26 protein-coding genes and 1 pseudogene are annotated in these 19,480 nt (G+C 42.8%); 10 read left to right on the forward strand and 17 right to left on the reverse strand.

Annotated elements, in window-relative coordinates; genetic code table 11:
• Positions 1-21: 21 nt before the first annotated feature.
• From B9N86_RS20220 to B9N86_RS30690, 4 genes are all read right to left on the reverse strand, one after another.
• Positions 22-882: an ATP-dependent DNA ligase gene (locus B9N86_RS20220; RefSeq protein WP_208914928.1), complete on the reverse strand. Its 861-nt coding sequence runs from the start codon at positions 880-882 to the stop codon at positions 22-24.
• Between the two features lie 363 nt (positions 883-1,245).
• Positions 1,246-1,494 (reverse strand): hypothetical protein, encoded by a 249-nt coding sequence (locus tag B9N86_RS20225; protein WP_208914929.1) that lies wholly within the window; start codon positions 1,492-1,494, stop codon positions 1,246-1,248.
• Between the two features lie 150 nt (positions 1,495-1,644).
• Positions 1,645-1,845 (reverse strand): hypothetical protein, encoded by a 201-nt coding sequence (locus B9N86_RS20230; RefSeq protein WP_208914930.1) that lies wholly within the window; start codon positions 1,843-1,845, stop codon positions 1,645-1,647.
• A 102-nt stretch (positions 1,846-1,947) separates the two neighbouring features.
• Complete coding sequence (locus B9N86_RS30690) at positions 1,948-2,073, reverse strand: hypothetical protein (protein WP_280174946.1); 126 nt, start codon at positions 2,071-2,073, stop codon at positions 1,948-1,950.
• A gap of 141 nt (positions 2,074-2,214) precedes the next feature.
• Here B9N86_RS30690 and B9N86_RS20235 point away from each other — a divergent pair, with 141 nt between their 5' ends.
• Positions 2,215-2,424, forward strand: a complete 210-nt coding sequence (locus B9N86_RS20235; RefSeq protein WP_208914931.1) for a helix-turn-helix domain-containing protein — start codon at positions 2,215-2,217, stop codon at positions 2,422-2,424.
• On the forward strand, positions 2,424-3,614 hold the full coding sequence (locus B9N86_RS20240; protein ID WP_208914932.1) for a site-specific integrase: 1,191 nt from the start codon (positions 2,424-2,426) through the stop codon (positions 3,612-3,614). Before B9N86_RS20235 ends, B9N86_RS20240 begins: the two co-directional genes overlap by 1 nt.
• A 390-nt stretch (positions 3,615-4,004) precedes the next feature.
• Here B9N86_RS20240 and B9N86_RS20245 read toward each other — a convergent pair whose 3' ends face one another.
• Positions 4,005-4,280: a hypothetical protein gene (locus tag B9N86_RS20245; RefSeq protein ID WP_208914933.1), complete on the reverse strand. Its 276-nt coding sequence runs from the start codon at positions 4,278-4,280 to the stop codon at positions 4,005-4,007.
• A gap of 119 nt (positions 4,281-4,399) precedes the next feature.
• On the opposite strand from B9N86_RS20245, the gene B9N86_RS30040 reads away from it, so the two are divergent.
• Positions 4,400-4,522, forward strand: coding sequence for a YjcZ family sporulation protein (locus B9N86_RS30040; protein ID WP_210190599.1), 123 nt, complete (start codon positions 4,400-4,402; stop codon positions 4,520-4,522).
• A 64-nt stretch (positions 4,523-4,586) separates the two neighbouring features.
• Here the strand turns inward: B9N86_RS30040 and B9N86_RS20250 are convergent, their stop codons facing one another.
• Positions 4,587-5,318, reverse strand: coding sequence for an N-acetylmuramoyl-L-alanine amidase (locus B9N86_RS20250; protein WP_208914934.1), 732 nt, complete (start codon positions 5,316-5,318; stop codon positions 4,587-4,589).
• A 51-nt stretch (positions 5,319-5,369) separates the two neighbouring features.
• Positions 5,370-5,537, reverse strand: a complete 168-nt coding sequence (locus tag B9N86_RS31100; protein WP_342192983.1) for a phage holin family protein — start codon at positions 5,535-5,537, stop codon at positions 5,370-5,372.
• A gap of 137 nt (positions 5,538-5,674) precedes the next feature.
• Between B9N86_RS31100 and B9N86_RS20255 the strand changes: the two genes are divergently transcribed.
• Positions 5,675-6,400: a stalk domain-containing protein gene (locus B9N86_RS20255; RefSeq protein WP_208914935.1), complete on the forward strand. Its 726-nt coding sequence runs from the start codon at positions 5,675-5,677 to the stop codon at positions 6,398-6,400.
• Positions 6,401-6,683: 283 nt separating this feature from the next.
• A complete protein-coding gene (locus B9N86_RS20260; RefSeq protein ID WP_208914936.1) occupies positions 6,684-6,983 on the forward strand; it encodes a hypothetical protein in 300 nt (99 codons plus the stop codon).
• A gap of 837 nt (positions 6,984-7,820) precedes the next feature.
• Here the strand turns inward: B9N86_RS20260 and B9N86_RS20265 are convergent.
• From B9N86_RS20265 to B9N86_RS30695, 4 genes are all read right to left on the reverse strand, one after another.
• The gene (locus tag B9N86_RS20265; protein ID WP_208914937.1) at positions 7,821-8,558 is read right to left on the reverse strand and encodes a hypothetical protein; all 738 of its coding nucleotides are present in this window, start codon (positions 8,556-8,558) and stop codon (positions 7,821-7,823) included.
• Positions 8,559-8,667: 109 nt separating this feature from the next.
• Positions 8,668-9,972 carry an ATP-binding protein gene (locus tag B9N86_RS20270; RefSeq protein ID WP_208914938.1) on the reverse strand — a complete coding sequence of 435 codons (1,305 nt, stop codon included), beginning with the start codon at positions 9,970-9,972 and terminating at the stop codon, positions 8,668-8,670.
• Entirely contained in the window at positions 9,969-10,685 is a 717-nt protein-coding gene (locus B9N86_RS20275; RefSeq protein WP_208914939.1) for a LytR/AlgR family response regulator transcription factor, read from the reverse strand. Before B9N86_RS20275 ends, B9N86_RS20270 begins: the two co-directional genes overlap by 4 nt.
• Positions 10,686-10,847: 162 nt before the next feature.
• Positions 10,848-10,979, reverse strand: coding sequence for a hypothetical protein (locus tag B9N86_RS30695; RefSeq protein WP_280174947.1), 132 nt, complete (start codon positions 10,977-10,979; stop codon positions 10,848-10,850).
• 131 nt (positions 10,980-11,110) lie between these two features.
• On the opposite strand from B9N86_RS30695, the pseudogene B9N86_RS20280 reads away from it, so the two are divergent.
• Positions 11,111-11,640 (forward strand): annotated as a pseudogene (locus B9N86_RS20280) (transposase); the annotation flags it as partial.
• A 331-nt stretch (positions 11,641-11,971) separates the two neighbouring features.
• Here B9N86_RS20280 and B9N86_RS20285 read toward each other — a convergent pair.
• From B9N86_RS20285 to B9N86_RS20295, 3 genes are read right to left on the reverse strand one after another with little or no spacing between them, the layout of a single operon-like run.
• Entirely contained in the window at positions 11,972-12,112 is a 141-nt protein-coding gene (locus B9N86_RS20285) for a cyclic lactone autoinducer peptide (protein WP_208914940.1), read from the reverse strand.
• Entirely contained in the window at positions 12,096-12,638 is a 543-nt protein-coding gene (locus B9N86_RS20290; protein WP_244562774.1) for an accessory gene regulator ArgB-like protein, read from the reverse strand. Before B9N86_RS20290 ends, B9N86_RS20285 begins: the two co-directional genes overlap by 17 nt.
• Positions 12,628-13,257, reverse strand: coding sequence for a hypothetical protein (locus tag B9N86_RS20295; RefSeq protein WP_208914941.1), 630 nt, complete (start codon positions 13,255-13,257; stop codon positions 12,628-12,630). Before B9N86_RS20295 ends, B9N86_RS20290 begins: the two co-directional genes overlap by 11 nt.
• Before the next feature lie 402 nt (positions 13,258-13,659).
• Here B9N86_RS20295 and B9N86_RS20300 point away from each other — a divergent pair, with 402 nt between their 5' ends.
• From B9N86_RS20300 to B9N86_RS20315, 4 genes are all read left to right on the forward strand, one after another.
• Positions 13,660-14,349: a TetR/AcrR family transcriptional regulator gene (locus tag B9N86_RS20300; RefSeq protein ID WP_208914942.1), complete on the forward strand. Its 690-nt coding sequence runs from the start codon at positions 13,660-13,662 to the stop codon at positions 14,347-14,349.
• 13 nt (positions 14,350-14,362) lie between these two features.
• Positions 14,363-15,247: an alpha/beta fold hydrolase gene (locus B9N86_RS20305; RefSeq protein ID WP_208914943.1), complete on the forward strand. Its 885-nt coding sequence runs from the start codon at positions 14,363-14,365 to the stop codon at positions 15,245-15,247.
• A 140-nt stretch (positions 15,248-15,387) separates the two neighbouring features.
• Complete coding sequence (locus B9N86_RS20310) at positions 15,388-15,543, forward strand: hypothetical protein (RefSeq protein WP_208914944.1); 156 nt, start codon at positions 15,388-15,390, stop codon at positions 15,541-15,543.
• Positions 15,544-15,872: 329 nt separating this feature from the next.
• Positions 15,873-16,370 carry a L,D-transpeptidase gene (locus B9N86_RS20315; RefSeq protein WP_208914945.1) on the forward strand — a complete coding sequence of 166 codons (498 nt, stop codon included), beginning with the start codon at positions 15,873-15,875 and terminating at the stop codon, positions 16,368-16,370.
• 257 nt (positions 16,371-16,627) lie between these two features.
• Here B9N86_RS20315 and B9N86_RS20320 read toward each other — a convergent pair whose 3' ends face one another.
• Genes B9N86_RS20320 through B9N86_RS20330 form a run of 3 tightly spaced genes read right to left on the reverse strand, consistent with a single transcriptional unit; the run spans position 16,628 to position 19,478 of the window.
• Positions 16,628-17,614, reverse strand: coding sequence for a 1-phosphofructokinase family hexose kinase (locus tag B9N86_RS20320; RefSeq protein WP_208914946.1), 987 nt, complete (start codon positions 17,612-17,614; stop codon positions 16,628-16,630).
• Positions 17,611-18,480, reverse strand: a complete 870-nt coding sequence (fba, locus tag B9N86_RS20325; RefSeq protein ID WP_208914947.1) for a class II fructose-1,6-bisphosphate aldolase — start codon at positions 18,478-18,480, stop codon at positions 17,611-17,613. Before fba ends, B9N86_RS20320 begins: the two co-directional genes overlap by 4 nt.
• Before the next feature lie 26 nt (positions 18,481-18,506).
• Positions 18,507-19,478, reverse strand: a complete 972-nt coding sequence (locus B9N86_RS20330) for an ROK family protein (protein ID WP_208914948.1) — start codon at positions 19,476-19,478, stop codon at positions 18,507-18,509.
• Between the last annotated feature and the right edge of the window lie 2 nt (positions 19,479-19,480).

A 19,480-nucleotide genomic window follows, 5' to 3' on the forward strand; every position in this document is an offset into this window, starting at 1 on the left:
ATGGATTCCTTCATTTCCAAATCACAAAACAAACTCAACGAACGCTGGCGACCGCAGCATGCCTGACTTATACCAGTTCCGCGTCTTAACCTTCACCCGGATCCGCGGCTCAAGGTGGACGAAATTCTTATCCTCACCTGATACAAGTTGCTGGCTCACTCCATAAAAAGCTTTCTTGGCTTTTGGCGGCACTCCCAACTCAATAACACCAGCTGGGCGTAATCGGCCTGAGTCTGTTGGAACTGCAGCAAGCCAACCAAACTCCTCTTTGCGATAACCGGTAATAAAGACATCAGCATAAGTCCAATTGATCACCTTCTGCCATGCTGGTGATCGGCGGCTTTCGTAAGTACTGTTCTGTAACTTACCGACCATACCCTCAAGCTTCTGGGCTACCATTTGCTCAAACAATGCCTCTCCAGCTGCCTCCACAAACGGGATAACGCCAAAATGTTGGTTCGGCATCTCAATATTGCTCAGAATCTCCTTGCGCTGCATCAGAGGCAGCTTTCGAAGGTCTTGACCTTTGTATCGAAGGATATCGAACACAACATAGGTAACAGGCGATATGCCCATTAGCTGCTGTATACGTGGCTCCTTTTTGGCTTGAAAACGGCTCATGACAGTTTCGAAGTCTACACGGCCAGTCGAAGCATCGGTGCAGGCAACTTCTCCATCCAAGAGAATGTCATTATCAAACGGTGTCAGCAGTTCCGGGTACTGATTGGTGCACTCTGTCTCGTGCCTGGTGTAAAGTCGGACTCGTCCGTTCTGCTGAGAAAACAAAAGGCGGTGTCCGTCGATCTTTGGTTCAAATATATAATCCTGATGGCTAAAAGGACCATCAGCTGCTGTTTCTAATAACATAGGATTAATGAACATAAAAACACCTCTCTTTGATTATACCGTTTGGTAAGTTCATTGAGAGGCGGTAAGTGTTGTAAATAATAAGAGCAGGCATCCAGGACACCGAGACCGTGCCGTATAGTTATCTCGGCATCCCTTTGCCTTATCACTCGCCGCATAGCGTTCGACAAGCGTTCAGATTTCGAGAAGGAAGCTTTACACCACTCCCAATAAAAAAGGCCGGCAGCTGCCAGCCCGATCAACAGGGCATTCATGCCCCTGTGGTGTCCTCTTCTCGATTTCCTATGTTATAACTATAACCTATAAAAAACCTAATCGTTTATAGTTTTTTCGAATAATTTTAATAATATTTTCGAATTATTTTAGTACGCCCCATAATTAAGTCAGTCTACTTTTAAATACTGACAGAGCTGCCTCATTGGAGTACCCGGCTAGACTAGTACAATAGATCCGCGGACCGTCGTCTAACCATTCCTCCGAAATCCCCGCCTCATACTTCTCGTAGTCGGTCCATATCTCATGGTGCCATGTGTTGTATGTCTCGCCACCGAGCTCAACCTGACCTTCGACGCAAACGAGTAGAAGATTGCCTTCTTTACAAATAATCGTTTTCGTTTCCGAACACAAGATAATCACCTCTCGAGATTTTATTTTTTCAAAGATTTCGTGGCTACAAACAACGCCATTATACTGATCACCAGAGCTGCAAGCCCAATCACTAAAGTCACTGTTTCCACGTTCATTCCTCCTTAGAGGGGCCGAAGCCCCTGCGTTAATTTAGTCTGTGCACAATTTCAGACTCTCTTCGCTTACTGGGTACCAAGGGGTGTCCGATGGCTCAATGTAGTATCTGTGATCCGAATAATGCTCTCCAGACCATAATTCATACCCTATTATCTTCTTCACACCTATATAGACACCGTTTGGGTTGGTGTATTTAACATGATCCCCTAATTCAAACTGTTTTTCTTTTTGCATTTTTTATCCTCCCCGCGTAAGGCCGCCGCCATATTGTATAGGTAAAACCATTTATGATAAGATTGGGAGGAGGGAGCCACTAACTCCCTCCGGTGGAACCTACTAACGTCTGCGCCGCACGCGTCGTTTTTTGGTTCCTTTTTTGTTGCCCTTTGCCGCCATCTGGTACAGCATCACAGCCGTTACCAGTTGGATTATAGCGGTCAGGATCCCAACCCAATCTTTCATTTCCTCACCCTTTCCAGAAGCTCATGTTTCACTTCCTGTATATAATATATCATTTAATATACATTATGTCAAACGTAATATTTGACTTCCTGTATTATTTTTATTATATTTTATATATAATTTATCGAAAGGGGTATTTATATGCCGTTCAATTACAAGCCGCTTTTTAAATTACTAATTGATAATGATATGAAGAAAACAGACTTGCGTGAGGCGATTGGCATCGGACCGTCTACCCTTGCGAAATTTGAAAAAGGGGATAACGTGTCTCTCGATGTAATTGATAAGCTCTGCACTTATTTTAAGGTCCAACCAAATGATATCTTGGAACATAAGGCTGGTGATGAATAATGCCTTGGTATGAGGATGAAAAGACAAAGACGTATTACTTTAAGGTAAATTACAAAGAAGGTGGGAAGTATAAGCAGATCCTACGGAGGGGCTTTAGGACAAAGAAAGAAGTAAAGGCAGCTATGGCCGAAGTTGAGGACCAGGTTAACAAGGGCACCTTTATAAACCCTTCTAAAACACCGTACAAAGTTTTTATAGAAGATTGGCTTGATGATAAAAATTCCAGCGTGAAGCCACAAACATTGGTGAATTACGAAAAACTATTCCAGAACCACATCCTGCCTATGAGGGAAAATTCAAGGGGAAAAACGGTTGGTCTAGGAGATATCGAAGTTGGTTGGATCACCATGAGAGATATTCAAGACCTCTACAATCACCTCTTTGAAAGCAAGTCTTTGTCTGATGAGAATATTCAAAAGTGTCATACCCTCATTAAAGCATCATTAAAACAAGCTAAGAAGGAAAAGATGATAGCCGATAACCCTGCTGAAGACGTTGATCGTCCTACAGCTCGAAAAAAAGAAATGCAGGTATGGACCATTGAAGAAGCACATCAATTCCTCAAGGTCGCAGCAGCAGATCCGCTCTATATTGTGTTCTTACTCGCATTGACCACAGGTATGCGCCAAGGAGAAATACTCGGGCTGCGTTGGAAAGACTTTGACAAGAATACCCGAATAATTAGCATTACTCAGATTTTAGACCATAAAGGTAAGAACTTTGAGGTAGGTGCTAAAACTATATCAGGTGTTAGGCCGATCAGGTTAGACAAAGACACTGCGGATACTCTCATCCGACACCGTACAAAATCAAGAGAAAAACAAATGGAATTTGCAGATGTATTCGAGGACCGTGATCTTGTTGTCTGCACACGTACTGGGGGTCCAGTATCTCCGCGTAACGTGAACCGTTCCTTTGATCGAATTGTCGCAAAGATAAATCGGGAATTACAAGATAAGCGTGATAAGGGTATTCAAGTTGGCCGTGATCTGAAAAAGATTCGATTCCATGACTTAAGACATACCCATGTAACATTCCTCATTAAAAATAGAGAAACTCCTCAAGCAATTGCGGAGCGACTTGGCTGGTCTGATACTCGAATGATCGATAATTACGCTCACATAAGACCCGACATTCAAGAAGACGTTGCAGAAGCCTTCGGACAAGCGTTCTACAGCAACGGAAGCTAATTCATCACCGTTGCAATTGATACGAATTTTGATACGAAAACACCTATTAAAGGGTACGAAAGCCTACTGAACGGAATATCGTATATCTCCCTCAAACCCTTGATATGACTGTATTTTACTGATTGTTACTGAACGTTTATCTATCTTGACAGGGTAGGGGTCAGTGGTTCGAGCCCACTACAGATCATAGCCAAAAACCCTTACGCCGTAAGGGTTTTTCTTTTTTTTAAGTTAAGATTTCTCTCCTCATAAAAGGAATTGTCGACAAAATGGGGACAAAGCTCAGCTGGACAACTCTTTTAGAGCTATTTCATGGACTCATTTCTATAGAAGCGATTTGTTAACAAAAAAAATAAAAATGACCGCTCAGCATTTGATCGGTCATTGCCTTTAATTATACAGTGTTGCCATTCTTTGATCAAGCAATGTGATTGTATCTGCATACCCGTTATCATCAAAAGTAACGGATACAATCGCGGAATCCATATCTAAATAGATGCCAGCTACCTTGTCATCACGATACATATTTTTCACACCTGATGCATATTCAAATCTATTATCATAATCCGTTTTTTCTCCTGGTCCTAACACCTTTTCTGCATCAGAACAAGTCATCCCATACTTAACTCTTGCTTTATCATCTCCTACTTTTACGATCGTACCCAATAATCTATGCCACTGCCTTTATCGTTTATAAGCAAATTAGGCTCACTTATTACCTAAAAGCCCTTACCACCTAATTTAATCAACATAAGATAAGGTGTAGTTAAAAGGAGGTATCATTCATGAGTGGAGTAGTAGGTGGATACGGCGGAGGATGCGGTGGTGGATTCGGCAGCACAGTAGGAATAGTCCTGGTATTGTTCATCTTGCTGGTTATCATCTTAAGTGCTTGTGCTTTCATTTAATAAGATCAAATATCCACAAAGCTGAAGAGAGACCCTGTAGGCATGTGCCTTCAGGGTCTTTGGTTTATTTCTGGAGTTCATTTTTACGAAATCTATTCAGCACAATAGCAACCTCTTCCCGAGTCATGAGTGCTCCCGGTCGTTTGCCGTCAAAGTATCCATTCTCGGTCATTTCCTTCCATGCTGTAGATGCCCAAGGACTTACCACATTGATATCTCTTTCCTTCGTCACTGGTTTTGCCTCCTTTTTCTGAAGCCCCAGGTATTTTGCGACCCCGGTTACATGACCCTCAATTAAGGCATCAATTATTTCCTTACGCTTAAGTTTGGCAGCATCCGAAGCCACATCTATAAATAGATTTTCGGTCAATACGGCTGGCATTTTGCTCTCGCGAACCATGTGCAGGTTCTTTGCTTTCTGCCCCCGATCGATCACGCCAAATGGTTTTAATGCGACCATGATCTCCTTGTGAAGAACATTCTGTAAAGCTACAGATGCCGGCTGTGGATTGATATATCTAAAAGTCTCAAAACCACCGGCTCCACCCCCAGCGTTACAATGGACAGAAACAAGAATATCAGCTTCAGCTTTATCTGCCGCTTTGGTTCGTTCAGATAGCTCCAGGAAAACATCTGTGGATCTGGTTAGCAGCACCTGCACACCGTCATAATTATCTTCCAGGCGTTTCTTTACACCCAAGGATACATCCAGAGCAATATCCTTTTCTTTCAACCCATTTCCGACCGCGCCGGAATCCTTACCGCCATGACCTGCATCAATCCATACCTTTTTCACGAATCACTCACCGCCTTTACAGGTTGCTTTACAGGTTGCTTTACAGCTTGTTTACCAAATACAGCAAAGGGCTCCAGCAAGGATGCCTTGTAGAATTGCCTCTACGGTCCAACCTAGCAAACCAGTTGTTAGTCCTACCGCAAGGACAAGGATATTATATAAGATACTCCAGTCTGGTATTTTCGGTGTTCGCTTAAGCCCAAACCCATTACCCAACATGCAACAACAACGATAAACAATCTTGGATCAGTAAGTTCAATAATCATGATAAAAGCAGCTACTCCCAAAATATAAAACTCCATCCAAAATCTTCCGTAATAAGTGTTATACTTGATTAAAAAAGGAGATGTATCATTTTGAACAAAAAAATCATTAAAACCGTCGCCACTTTAGCGCTCGGTATGATGATCGGATCCGCAACAATTGCAGCAGCTGCCCCAGGAACTATCCAAGCCGTCCTATCCAAATTCACGTTTGTGGTGGATGGTCAAAAACAAACCCTCAAATCAGACCCGATTGTATATAAAGGCACCACCTACCTTCCGGTTCGTGAAGTAGCTGAGATGTTAAATGCTGAAGTGTCTTCATTCGATAACAAGGCTAAGAAAATAGAATTGAAGACAAAAGGATCACAAACAACATCAAATCCCCAATTAAGTTCAAATCAATCAAGTGCACCACAAACACCATTGAAACTCAAGCTCAATGAAACTGCTACGAAAGGTGATATGACAATAAAAGTGAATAGTGTAAGTTACACAGATTTCATCCCTTCAAAGCCTGGAGAAACGTCCGGTACGCTTGCAGAATCAGGACACAAGTTCGCCATAATCCAATTTGAAGCAACACTTAACGCAGAGCCTACGGACAGATTCGCATGGGGTGCATTAGATTTTTTGGATCATGCTGTTATCGGTGGTAAGAAAATAAGTTCAGCCACTTCCTACAACCATAACAATTTGTTCGCCGGTGAGACAAAGATTATTCAAGTTTCGCTTTCTCTGCCAGAAAACTTGGATATTACCTCTGTCACGTTTAGAAACCCTAGTAATAAATCGATCTTTGGAACCATAGATCTTTAATAATCTCCTCTACCTCTCGATTGTGCGAACAACTGAGAGATTACGTTGGCAATTATACGCCCAAGTCCATTGGGCGTTATTTTAATTTCATGCCATCTTCGTTGGAGCCCTGTCTCTCTTTATATATAAGAACCCACCGAGGACATAAAAAAAGTACGCCTTGCGGCGCTGCTGAAAACTAGTATTTTTATCCAAATATTCGAATTCTTTTTATTTACATATTTAGTATAAATATATAAATACAGATTAAATAGTTTACCTTATTATGAAGGGAGATGTAATTATGAAAAAAATTTCCGTAATTTCCTTCATGATGATCATGCTGCTTTCGCTCGCATCGATGGCGTCAGCTAGAGCGTTTGAAGCCACTTCGCCACCCTATTATCTCTCCGGCAACATTTCGTACGAGGCTTCATATTACAACCAGAATTTTAATTCATGGGGGTCTGTCACGCTTACTCTGCTCAAAGTGACTCCTGCGGGCGACGTTCCCGTAGGCTCAACAATCGTCTCAGTGCGTCCAGGCGAGTCGAAAACCGAAAAAGTACTGCTTCCAATCAACCGGCAGATTACTACAAATTGAAAATTACTTATAGCAGCGGTAATGTCGCTGTATACGCTGACAGACTTATTGCGGAGTGACGCTAAACTTCCGGCAATAACAACTTTAAGACGACAGCCCTAACGGCTGTCGTCTTTATATATATATGCTCGATCAAACACATTGTCGGCATCATACGTCGGTGCATTGGGTTAGTTGACTAGGATACACAGCAGCTCACGATCTAGGTCAGGAAGCATTGCAGCCACCCCCAACAGGTTTCATTGCCAAAATATTCTCTTCATTAAATAGTCTCGGAGCGCCAGAGGTTAAACATTTCGCCCTAACTCGACCATCCTTTACTCCAAGCACTTCAATTCGTCGCTGCGTGATCTTTCCATTATGATCTATGTAGATAATGTCGACGATTCTACCGATGTATTTATCCACCTTCCTGCTGCTCCCCGGCGCGTATGGCCTCGTATACTTCCTCAGATATCTCTATGATTTCATCCTGGGTGTACCACGGGTAATACTGTTTCAGATTGATTTTCACCATGATAAAGCCTCCATTTCGATTTTTTGGGAAAACGCGCAAAATCGAAATGGAGTATGGCGGGGATCGGCAGCCGGGACAGTACCGCACTTCTGGACAAAATGTCCATATGTAGCTGGGCTTGTCTGAAAAAAGGGCAGCACAAAACGCGACCACGCAAAAGAACTGCGGGACGCGTCTATTTAGAAGATTTACATTGCCTGTGCAGATGATAAAGGTCTCACCTGCATGGAGAAACACCCGCCGCCGCACATTTTTTTCTTTTCCGCTTGCGCGGCGGGGATATGACCCAACTTCTTAACGCTCTACAAGTTCGGTCATTATTATTCAGCAGGGAGTAAAATCTCGTCTCCTTCCGCAACGCCAATTAAAAATTGGCCTACTTCTTTTGGAATATGAGCTACCAATTGTACAATGTCTATACCAGCAACTTCGGTATGAATGTAGTAATTGCCATCGGAAGTTTTATATAGGGTATCGCGGGCACTGATGACTAATTTGCTATTTGGGTTCACAGCCGTTTTTGTAGTCTCCCGCCAATATACGATTTTATATAGAACTTCTGCATCTTTAGGAATTTCGCTGAAAAACTGCCAATCTTCTATGTGTTCATTTCTAACATAGTCTATAATTTCACGGTTGTCGGTAATCGTGCGGAGCAACTGACTTTCATCTGCCGACCATATCTCAATTTTCTGTTTTTTGGTCATGTCAAAATCATCATAGTCAACGTCTGCCATTGCTTCACGAATGTCCTCGGCCATTATTTTTCGCATGGAATCGGAATTTATCTCACTCATGGCTTCATTCATTGACTCATTGACTGTGGCCGCAACAAATTCAACCATTGCTCCAAAATCACTGGCGGCTATTGCTTCTGCGACAGCCTGACTTGTAATTTCACTGATAGAATCTGATATGGCCCCATCTGTCGCCTCATTGATACTCTCAGACACAGCTTTTTGAACTGATCGCTCAACAATCCTTTGTGTGCTAAGTGAACAGCCTGATGTTGTTGCTACCATGAAAATAGCCAATATTGATATAGCTAATTTTTTCATTAAAATATCCTCCTTGCGTCGCCTGTTTTTGTTATAAACAGTATAGCGCCACCACAAGGAGGATTTATTGATGTTGTCAAAATTGAACACTGTACTCGTTAAAATTGGTTTATAGGCCATAAAGCACTATTTCTATCGTAAAAGACTCAGGTTGACTTTTAATACACAATGATCCGTTCGGTTCCACCTTTTGCAGCACACTTTTAAGCCCCAAGCCGTGACTCGTCCGGTCAGTCTTGCTTGATACCGGAAATTTCCCTTCCCACGCGCCGACTTCTTCTGCTGTTGCATTTACGATACTGATGATCAATGACTGATTGACATAGGCCAAGACAATACGCACCCAACGCCTCTCTTTCGGTAATTTTTCACAAGCCTCTCGTACATTGTCAAGCAAATTGCCAAAAATAGTAGACGCCTGATCAAACGTGAGCTTCAAATCCGCAGGCACATGGACATCTGTTTCCATGGTGATATTGGACTGCTTTAATTCTGCAATTTTTATGTTCAGAATCGTATCTAAGGTGGGATTGCCGGTCATCACCGCTTGTTCGTAGTGACCGATCTGACAGGAAGCCTCCCACAGATAATGCTCCAGAGCTCCCTGATCCCCTTGCGTGGCGAGTGTCGCCGCAGCGTTTAGGTGGTTTCGCACATCGTGATGTAGGGTGCGTATTTGGCTGTGGAGCCGCTCCAACTGTTGATAGTGCTTGTTTTGCAGTTGTAACTGCTGCTCCAGTAAGTGCCGTTCACGGTCGGACTCGGTAAAAGCGGCAAAGCGGTCGAATAGCACAAACAGCGCAATGTTAATAAACAATAAAGCCAACATGACCACGATCTCAATCGTGTAAGCATAAGGCCCTTCACGGCTCATAATGTGATCGAACATCCCAAAGTATACCAGAATACTGATGACCGAGATAGCTGTGAGAAGTGCCCACATAGAGGGCGGAACTACTTGCCGCCTCTTGCGGCCAATATATCCTGTTGCCTCAAGTATAAGCCAGAAGCCCATGTGGTACATAACCTCTATAAGCCAATTGTTTTTATTGGGCATTGGCGTTACAACCAAATCATAGGCGGAAAGCCAAAGACAGGCCACCGCAAACAGCACAAGGCTGAACAGGACTTTTTTTCTTCGGTTTGTTTCACGAAAAAGAGGCAACAACAGGAGACTACTGATCAATGTTGCAGGCGGCGTGGAGGTCGGCCGATGATGCGCCAAAATGAGCCGCCACACGATGGCGGTTATTGCTCCTAATCCAAGAGCCAGAGCATATATTTTGTTTCTGCTGATGGCAGGTCGGCCATAAATACGTTCGTACAAACGGGCGACTAATACCATATCCACAAGTCCAAACATGAATTGCAGCAAAAACAGATATACGAAATCAATTGACGGAAAAATGTTCATTGGAAACCTCCCCGCCGTTTGAGAAAGGATATATGATCCTGTTTCAATACTATTTGGTATTTACGGCTCACCGGCAGCTTTACACCTCCGGCAAGTTCCACCTCGTCTTGTCTGATTACGCGGATACACTCCATATTTACAATATAGGATGCGTGAATTTGGGTGAACAGATTTGCGTCCAGCGTGTCCGCGACCTTTGAAATTCGCTCATAATATTCCACGGTTCCCCCTATGCTGTGAATGCGCACTTTTCGCCCGGCTCCCTCAAAAAAGGAAATTTCCCGGTACGGCAATTGCCGCTTTTCATGGCCTATCTGAAAAAAGAAAATCTGGTTTTCTCGCCGGATGTGCTCAACTGCGTCCTGCAATACGACTTTCAAAGCATCAAATTGCACTGGCTTGCACAAAAATCGGAACGGAAGTACCTTAAAAACTTCATAAACATACTCCTTGTGACTGGTAACAAATACAATAAGGGCGTCCCGGTCTGCTTTCCGAATACAGGCGGCGGTTTCAATTCCGCTGGTGTGCGGCATTTCAATATCCAACAAATAGATATTGAATCGCTCTTCGTTCGTATTCATATAGTCCATTAACTCAGCGCCACTACCAAATACGTCCAGAGATAGGTTGCCGAGCTCCATTTTGCATATCATATCTTCAATTGAATTGCACACCGAAATGTCATCGTCGCAAATTGCTAACTTAATCATTTTGTCCTCGCTATGTATAAATAGTTATTGAATACAGTCTGTGCGTAAATTTATCATCAACCAATCTGATTATTCGGTGATCTACTGTTTTTAAGTATATTCGGATAATTAAGAGCCTGGCAAGCAAAACGACTACACCTTCTGGCTGATATGTAGATATCATTATCCGCTTACCACTATACCCGCAAGCAATTCAAGTGTGCACAAAATTGCTTGTTGGGGTTCCCCCAAACCCGTGCCACTTGTGGACAAAATATCCACAAGTCCCGGCGTACCGCCGGATGGTTGCGTCATGCTGCTACTGCGCCATTTCCTTGTCTTTCTGCGCGTCCATCAGGCCGGGCAACCGGCCAATACTCATTGTACCACTACGGGACACCCAAGGATGCCGCGTTTTTTTTATGTCTGCACATTGGATCAGGATTTACAAGAGCGCGGATACATCGTTCTTTGGATACAAAACGCATCTTGCCATGACCGAGGAACGGATTATTACAGCAGCCGTTGTCACAACGGGCGAAAAGAACGACGGTAAGCAACTTCAGGAGCCGATTGAAAAAAAGCAATGCAGCCGGTATGGAAGTTAAAACGGTCATAGGAGACACAGCGTACTCCGAATAAGATAACATAGTGTATACCAAGAGCAATAGCATTGAGCTCATTGCCAAGCTGAATCCGCTCATTACAAAAGGGGCCGAAAGAAAGAAGACCAATTCCAATTCAATAAGGATGCGGGCATGTATGTGTGTAAGGGAGGCCATATGGCGATCAGGAAAGCGAGTACTTTAAGGAAAAGGCGATAGAACGCTACAAGATTGAAGCGAAGAACAGCGAACTCAAACACAGGCACGGGTATGACGTAGCGTCATCTTCGGGTCTTGTTGCCATAGAGTTACAAAGTGCCATGGCTATTCTTGCTGTAAATTTAAAGAGAATATTAAAACTGATGAAGTAACTGACCAGTCGTAAAGGTCTCATAAAGCCCTCTTAAACAGCAAAAGACGACCCCATCCCCAAAAATCGGGATAAGGGCCGTCTTTTGTTTCGTACTCTTTTAGCTGTTCTGTCAAAACCACAGGTTCTTCAGTGGCCTCTGTGCATCAAGGGGGGGTTCTTATTTTTATGCAGTGGTGCCTTGGTGCCCTATATCCTACTAAACAACACGCTGAATTGACTTTATGTATTCCTGAAATATAATGTTATCCCTGCTTAGACTTACAATTCCTGATTCTCCATCAATATCCCGTGTTACAGACAGATATTGCATTGAATCAGCCCATTCTAATTTATTTCAACAACTCTTCAGGTGTATCACCGCTGTAGACATAAACAGGGCTAGCAACATTTACGAAAAATACTGCAACCAGCGTCAAAGCTGAAGCAAGAACAGAAGCGGTGTTACGTTTAACTTTATCGATCAGTGTCATGGGTCTCACCTCCTTTCAAGTAAATCAAACTCAATGATTGGACTAGAAATGAAACGGCCAATGTAGAAGATTGAATAAAAACATTTGAAACAACAATCAACATGCTGATAATCCGTAGTTTAGGATAATGAATCTTTGGTATTCTGGATTGCTTTTCAATCCTGCTGGGAGCAAAGATGCCCACAAGCAAGAGACTGATAATATTAAATATCTGAATATACAACACTGGCAGTTCGATGAACGATATCCCCGTAAACAAAACTGTTGTAACAATAATGCACCCAGCCCCCGTTTTTAAATGAAACCCTCCCGAAAACTGTCGAAGAAGTGCAAATCCGATTAATGCGGTTAATGCCTGTTTTGTGTTTCCAGTTATAAATGAACCGATCAGTGTAAAAGAGATTATAAGTACGATGTTTAGTACAATTGCTATGGCATGCTTAAGAATATTAACAGAGGCTTTATGTTCTGGGACTTGTCTTTTGATTCCCTCTGCGATCTTAAGAGCTACGGTTTCAATCATCATTCACATCTTTCTCCTCTGTTCGGATCATGTAGTAAATGAACAGTCCAAAAGTAATAGCGAAAAAAATGATATTAATCCAAATTCGGTTGTAATAAAAAATCACACTAACCAGAAGTAGAACTGTAACAATGAGAACCGTCATTACAATATGCTCGAATTTGAATCGCAACTTTTCAAAATCAAACGAAAATCCAATTCCAAACCTATACATTAAACAAGATAATAATAAGGCTGTGGCACCTGAAATTAGTTGAAGCACGTATGCATCGGTTCCTGGTGTTTGAACCTCCTCAACTGACTCAAAGAGGGCCATAACATAAACGGTTTGAATTAATGCGTACAATACATAAGCAATTATTGTACAAGTCGCTGACCATAACACTGGTACTTTAATGACCGTCGTAAACAAAAAGATGAATATTACGATGGTAATTAATGGTGCAACAAAAGCTAGTGAAAGTTCATTACGTAAAATAAAACTTTGTAAATTTGCAAACAGCATCACGAATAATGCCTGCCATATGTACTCGGATGTTTTGAATCTAAACAACGACATTATCAATGAATAAATGGCCAGCGTTTCAATCATTGAACAAAACATAAACCAAAATACTTCCACCAAATTCCCCCTAGACCTTTTATCTACTTTTTGTTGCGCCACTCCTCAATCTTGTCCTGATAGACCTGAATTGTGGTCTCGAACCAAAATGGACGAGATCCCTAGTTTGAAAACCATTTCGCTCCTTTTTACTCTGCTTTGATATCCGCAGCCATTTTAGTTCGGGTAAGAGTATCCCTATATATTTCATAATAAATTTTGGATGATACAAATGCTAGGGAAAATATGGATACTATTCATTTACCATACCCGTTTCTTTATAAAAGAAAGTAGCGTAGCGAACTTCTTATAACCTTGTTTTTTGAAGACTTCCGACTTTAAGTACGTTATAATTTGACAGTTATCTGGAGATCATAATATTATTGACTTAATATTAAGTCAATAATATCAAAGGAGGTATATATGGGGAAAAATCAAGCGAAAAATGCCTTAGTCCGAGAGGCTAGAAAAAGGCAAATCCTAACCGCTACCCTTTCTGTGTATGTACGATACGGGTATCATGGCACGGATATGGATATCGTGGCAAACGAAGCTCAACTTGCAAAGGGTTTAATCTATTATTATTACAAAACAAAAAAAGACTTATTTATTGAATTGTATTCCTGGATGTTTGAAGAAGGCTATACGTTTTCAAATCATTTGCTAACAAATGAAGACGGGAGAAATCCCATTGAACAGTTAATGTATTACGTTTACAGGATATTTGGTGCAAACAAAGACAATCCACTTATGATGCAGTTTTTTATTCGAGTACCTTTTGACGCTTATGCAATATTTGGCCCAGAAAAATGGAAAGAGGGTGCTTCGAAATCTGATATACATCGAAAAGCGCTGTCCAGTATGATTGAAAATGGAATTTCACAAGGGATGATTCCAGCAACCGATCCAAGTCGCGCAGCCAATAGCTTTTGGTCTGTTTTTGTAGCAAATCTCTTTGAATATTCAAAACTTATCACGGGATCAAACACGATAAACCAGGATGATGATTCCATTGCATTAAAAGAGATCGTTCAGTTTTGTTTTCAGGGGTTAGGTATTGAATATCCTCTTTGGAATGCTTGTCTAGAAAAAGTGATTGCTGAAAACTCATAAGGGGGACTACCCGATGCCTAAAGTCTTTAAAAGTGAGAAAAAGCAAAAGGCAGTGTATGAATCCTATAATCATTTATTAGCTGAGTGGGATGTAGCTTATGAAGAAAAAGTTATAGAGGGCACTTATGGGAACACACATCTGATTATTGCTGGAAATCCAGACCATATACCTGTACTTTTGTTTCACGGTGTAGGCGACAATTCAGCAGTTATGTGGATATATAACATAAAGGATCTTTCAAAAGAGTTTCATGTGATAGCAGTCGACGCTATCGGTGGCGCTGGTAAAAGTCAGCCAAATGGAAATTACTCAAAAGGCTTTAATCAAGTGTTATGGATTGAAGAGTTGCTAGATGCTCTTAAGTTAGATAAAGTGTACGCCATTGGAGTTTCATATGGTTGCTATTTAGTGCAACTGTTCAAATGTAAATTGCCTAACCGTTTTGATAAAATTGTTGGACTTGCAGGCGGCCCATCTGTTGAAGGATACAAGACAAATAATTTGAGAAAAATGCTATTATTTTTGCCGGAAGCGTTATTCCCAACCCCCAAAAACGTAGCAAAACTTTTGAAAAAATTATCGGGCGATGGTGGGGATTCATTTATTCGTAAACCTGCTCTTTTATCACATTGGCATATATTGTTGAAGTCATTTAATAATGCTTCTATGATGTTACATAAAACGCCTTCCATAAGTAAACCCGACTTCAAAATATCTAGAGAAGAAGGACTCTTTATGCTGGGAGATCAGGATAGACTTTCTTATTACCCCGAATCGATTAAAGCATTCGAAGAGTTAAATTTAACTTATAAGATCATAAAAGGAGCAGGGCATTCCATAAATCATGAACAAGCTGATTTGATAAATTCAGAAATAGTAAGATTTCTAACGAAGTAAATCGTTTGGATGAAGATACAAGAGTTTTGTCAGATCCATGTTCACTTCCCCCCCTTAGAATTCACATCTATGCATTCAATGTCATTTAAATGGGAAACCTATCCTGTATCTAAACCCTGAAATTAGGGAGGTGAAACAGAATGAACATTAAAACGGATGAATACCAAATTGCTTCGCTTAGCGGTGATGAACAGACCCTAGGCGCTATAAAAGCTGCGGAAGCGGCTATAGCCGACCTTACGGGCAAAGAAGTTACGTTAATTGCATATGAGAAGACGACTATGCAAGAGCAATAGTCTCCTTTTTTAGAACAAGTAAATCCCTTTGAGTGTAAACAAGTCGCAGGACCATTCATGTCGATGGCCTGACTACTTCTACACCTAAAGGGATTTTTTTGCGCGAAATTTCAGAAAGAAAATGTTTCCTTTTCACAGGTTGGAACGTATAATAATTGTCGCCGTCTTTACATCCAATAAATACCGGCCCAACGACATTATTAATTAACCAGTACTTGCCTTCTACAAAAAACAACTTGGTCTATTGCACATTCGTATTAAAAAGCGGCAACATTCGAGTTCTCTCTCATATACTGGAAAAGCGGAAAGAGGTGATTTACATCTTCAAAATGTTATATCGTACACTCATCTTTGCTTTGCTCCTTTTGTTCGTCATCCCCGTTGTCAACCAATCCGACGCAGCCAGCAAGAAGCTGGACAGTAAATACGCCAAATATGCGCAGTTTATTGTGATCGACAAATCCAGCAACAAGATGACCTACTATGAAAAAGGCAAAGCAATCAAGACGTTCTCAGTCGCCACAGGAAAGAAACCTTCCTACACGCCCGAAGGCCTGTTTAAAATTCATGAAAAAACAAAAAACAGACCTTACTATAAAGAACGCATTAAAGGCGGTGACCCCAAAAATCCACTCGGTGATCGCTGGTTGGGCATTAACGTAAAAATCAACGGCAGAACAAGTTATGCCTACGCTATTCACGGAAACAACAATCCATCCTCGATCGGTAAATATATCTCTGAAGGATGTATTCGAATGCATAACAAAGAAGTCCGCTGGCTGTTTGATAAGGTCAAAATGAACACCCCTGTACTCATTCAAAAATAAATACGATCATATGCAGAAGCTGAGCACTTTTCATGTGTTTGGCTTTTTTGCTGCCTTCATGAAATTTTCTTCCTACTACTCTCTAATTCGAATCCTTTAAACTCAGAAAAAGAGAAAACCCCCTTCCGTTCAACAAGAAGAGGTACATTTGTTCAGATGTCCTTTTTCCCTTGTCGATTCGAAGGGGGGGTTTGGCCAAATATTTAACTAGCTTTTGAATCCCTGAATATATATCCGCACTACTTCCTGACCTGCAATCAGCTCCATGGTTCAACCTTAATTTGCTCTAGCAACCGCCCAAAATCAGTCGGTACTACGCACCCTGCAGTCGGATTGAGTGCATTCGCACTTCCCGCAGCAGCGGCATAACACAGGCATTCCATAGCCGGCATGTTGCGGACATGTGCAAATGCATATCCCGCTACAAAGGAATCCCCACTGCCTACCGGATTAACTATGTTCATCCGGGGGATATGTACCCGATAAACAGTGTCGCCAATACAAGCCAATGCACCCAGTGCGCCCAAAGTGACAATCACTCTCGAAATTCCGGTATCCTTGGCAAGTTTTTGGATGGCTGCCCCGTAGTTATGCAGAGAGACTTCAGCATCCGATTCCGAGTCCGTATTGCGATCAGCAACAATGATGTCGTTTAGCCATGGTTTTATTTCATCCTCATTCGGTTTGATGAATCCAGGCTTGCCTTTCATCCCCTCTACAAGCGCAGCCCCACTCGTATCAAGGAATACCTCTGAACCGTGGGAGGAGCAAATCTCAATCAATTCGGTGTAAAGCTCCGGCCTGCACCCTCTCGGCAGACTCCCGGAAATAATGATAAGACCGGCCTTTTGCGCCAAATCTCCGATTTTGGACTTCATTCTCTCCTCGTCTTCCGGAGTCACCAGTGGCCCCGGTTCCAAAACTTCCGTAAAGGTATGGTTTTCCTCGTCCACAATACTAAGGCAAACTCTCGATTCACCTTCGATGGATACGAAATCTGTCCCAAATCCCTCACTCTCAGCTGCACGGACAATAAACTGCCCGTTATACCCGGCTGTAAAGCCTGTCGCAGTTACCTCCGGATGTCCAAGCTGATGCAGAACCCTTGAAACATTAAGACCTTTGCCGCCAGCAATAGCATGAATACGATCCACACGCATGACAGTTCCCGTTGACCAGCCGTTCATGTAATATGTTTTATCGATAGCGGCATTTAAAGTTACGGTGACAATGCCTTGATTCATTGGTAATAATCCTTAGCTTTTCCAAAAGAGCCGCACAGACGCATCTTTTCGATCGCAGCCTTTTTCAAAGCCTGTTTCGCCGGAACCATGTATTTACGAGGATCGTTTTCCTCTGGATTCTGATCAAACACTTCTTTAATCGCATTGGAAAACACGATACGGAGCTCAGTCGCAACATTCATTTTGGACATACCTTCCGCTACGCAGCGTCTGACTTGTTCATCGGGAATGCCGGACCCGCCATGAAGCACAAGCGGAACTGAAACTTTTGAGGCAATGTTCCGAATGCGTTCAAAGTCAATGTTGGGCTCTCCCTTGTAAATCCCATGAGCGGTACCAATGGCAGGAGCGAGCGTATGCACTCCGGTTAACTCTACAAACCGGGCGCATTCATCCGGATCTGCAAGCAGGGCATGCTGTTCGTCTACAACGATATCATCCTCTACGCCGCCAACTCGCCCAAGTTCAGCTTCCACGTTAATTCCTACCGCATTCGCTGCTTCAACAACCTTCTTAGTCATGGCCACGTTGACATCAAATGCTTCATGAGAGGCATCGATCATTACGGAGCTGTATCCGGCCCGGATACACTGCATAATGATATTAAAATCGGAACAATGATCCAAATGAAGTGCAATCGGAATGCTGGATCTTTCGGAAGCTACCTTCGCGGCCTTTGCAATATAATCCGGCCCAAGATGTTTCACGGTTCCTACCGTGGATTGAATAATTAACGGAGATTGCGTTTCTTCAGCAGCCTCGACAACAGCCTGAAGCATTTCCAGTGTGTGTACGTTGAAAGCGCCGATGCAGTATCCCCCACTGCGAGCAGCCTCTAATAATGGCGTAGATGATATAATGGTCATTGTAAAATCCTCCCCAAGATCCAAAATTATGATTGCTTTATCTCATGACGCTGCTTCGCCTGCATGGCACTTCCGATCACGCCGGCATCATCTCCAAGCACTGCTGTCTTGATGGTGACGTGCTGCCTGAAATCCGGCAGCAACCGTGACATTAATGTTTGGCGCAGCGGTGTTAGCAGTCTTTCTCCAGCCATTGCCCCGCCACCGCCAATAATAATCACCTGCGGACTGAGTATATGCACGGCTGGTACAAGCGCTTTACCAAGAAGTTCTCCGGCGTGATTCATAATATCGGAAGCTAAGGAATCTCCCGCATCCATCGCTTTCGAAATATCGGCCGCCGATAGGCGTTGTAGATCGTCTCCAGGAAACCACTGTGACAATAGGGTCGGTTTCCCCTCGGCTATAAAACGTTTCGCCTCACGCACCATGCCGGAGGCTGAGGCGGCTGCTTCCAAACAGCCATCAAAGCCGCACCCGCATGGAGCGGATTCGCCGTCCATCGTCCCGTGACCAATTTCGCCGGCTAGATCACGGTACCCGTAATAAAGCTGTCCCTGACTGACCATAGCCGATGCGATACCAGTTCCCACGGTCAGTCCAAGGACGTAATCAACACCCAGGCCCGCACCATACACCGCTTCACCATAAACATACATCCGCACATCATTATCGATATAAACCGGCAATGATGTACGTCTGGACAATTCCGTACTCAAGGGAACATCACGCCAATTCAAATTGGCGGAATACAGAGCAATCCCATCCCAAGGGTTCACCAATCCCGGAATACCGATGCCGATGCCGGCCACCTTGCCGGAGAGTCCTGCTCTGGCAGTAACTTCGGAAACCATTTGAGCCATATGATCCAGAACGGACGAAGTGCCGAGAAAAGCCTGTGTAGGCTTTTTTATGGAGTCCAGCACTTCACCTTTCTCATCCACGATACCGCAAACAATGTTTGTTCCTCCGACATCCACACCGATCCAGAAACTCATCG

The sequence above is a fragment of the Paenibacillus uliginis N3/975 genome (genome assembly GCF_900177425.1).
Taxonomy (GTDB): domain Bacteria; phylum Bacillota; class Bacilli; order Paenibacillales; family Paenibacillaceae; genus Paenibacillus_AQ; species Paenibacillus_AQ uliginis.

Excerpts from the sequence above, each read along its gene's own strand:
- B9N86_RS20290 (WP_244562774.1), bottom strand. The coding sequence starts at position 12,638 with ATGATGATTGAAACCGTAGCTCTTAAGATCGCAGAGGGAATCAAAAGA.
- B9N86_RS20285 (WP_208914940.1), bottom strand. The coding sequence starts at position 12,112 with ATGACACTGATCGATAAAGTTAAACGTAACACCGCTTCTGTTCTTGCT.
- B9N86_RS30690 (WP_280174946.1), bottom strand. The coding sequence starts at position 2,073 with ATGAAAGATTGGGTTGGGATCCTGACCGCTATAATCCAACTGGTAACG.
- B9N86_RS20235 (WP_208914931.1), top strand. The coding sequence starts at position 2,215 with ATGCCGTTCAATTACAAGCCGCTTTTTAAATTACTAATTGATAATGAT.
- B9N86_RS20220 (WP_208914928.1), bottom strand. The coding sequence starts at position 882 with ATGTTCATTAATCCTATGTTATTAGAAACAGCAGCTGATGGTCCTTTT.
- B9N86_RS20230 (WP_208914930.1), bottom strand. The coding sequence starts at position 1,845 with ATGCAAAAAGAAAAACAGTTTGAATTAGGGGATCATGTTAAATACACC.
- B9N86_RS30040 (WP_210190599.1), top strand. The coding sequence starts at position 4,400 with ATGAGTGGAGTAGTAGGTGGATACGGCGGAGGATGCGGTGGTGGATTC.
- B9N86_RS30695 (WP_280174947.1), bottom strand. The coding sequence starts at position 10,979 with ATGACGCAACCATCCGGCGGTACGCCGGGACTTGTGGATATTTTGTCC.
- B9N86_RS20310 (WP_208914944.1), top strand. The coding sequence starts at position 15,388 with ATGAACATTAAAACGGATGAATACCAAATTGCTTCGCTTAGCGGTGAT.
- B9N86_RS20260 (WP_208914936.1), top strand. The coding sequence starts at position 6,684 with ATGAAAAAAATTTCCGTAATTTCCTTCATGATGATCATGCTGCTTTCG.
- B9N86_RS31100 (WP_342192983.1), bottom strand. The coding sequence starts at position 5,537 with ATGTTGGGTAATGGGTTTGGGCTTAAGCGAACACCGAAAATACCAGAC.
- B9N86_RS20315 (WP_208914945.1), top strand. The coding sequence starts at position 15,873 with ATGTTATATCGTACACTCATCTTTGCTTTGCTCCTTTTGTTCGTCATC.
- B9N86_RS20300 (WP_208914942.1), top strand. The coding sequence starts at position 13,660 with ATGGGGAAAAATCAAGCGAAAAATGCCTTAGTCCGAGAGGCTAGAAAA.
- B9N86_RS20270 (WP_208914938.1), bottom strand. The coding sequence starts at position 9,972 with ATGAACATTTTTCCGTCAATTGATTTCGTATATCTGTTTTTGCTGCAA.
- B9N86_RS20330 (WP_208914948.1), bottom strand. The coding sequence starts at position 19,478 with ATGAGTTTCTGGATCGGTGTGGATGTCGGAGGAACAAACATTGTTTGC.
- B9N86_RS20265 (WP_208914937.1), bottom strand. The coding sequence starts at position 8,558 with ATGAAAAAATTAGCTATATCAATATTGGCTATTTTCATGGTAGCAACA.
- fba (WP_208914947.1), bottom strand. The coding sequence starts at position 18,480 with ATGACCATTATATCATCTACGCCATTATTAGAGGCTGCTCGCAGTGGG.
- B9N86_RS20275 (WP_208914939.1), bottom strand. The coding sequence starts at position 10,685 with ATGATTAAGTTAGCAATTTGCGACGATGACATTTCGGTGTGCAATTCA.
- B9N86_RS20240 (WP_208914932.1), top strand. The coding sequence starts at position 2,424 with ATGCCTTGGTATGAGGATGAAAAGACAAAGACGTATTACTTTAAGGTA.
- B9N86_RS20305 (WP_208914943.1), top strand. The coding sequence starts at position 14,363 with ATGCCTAAAGTCTTTAAAAGTGAGAAAAAGCAAAAGGCAGTGTATGAA.
- B9N86_RS20320 (WP_208914946.1), bottom strand. The coding sequence starts at position 17,614 with ATGAATCAAGGCATTGTCACCGTAACTTTAAATGCCGCTATCGATAAA.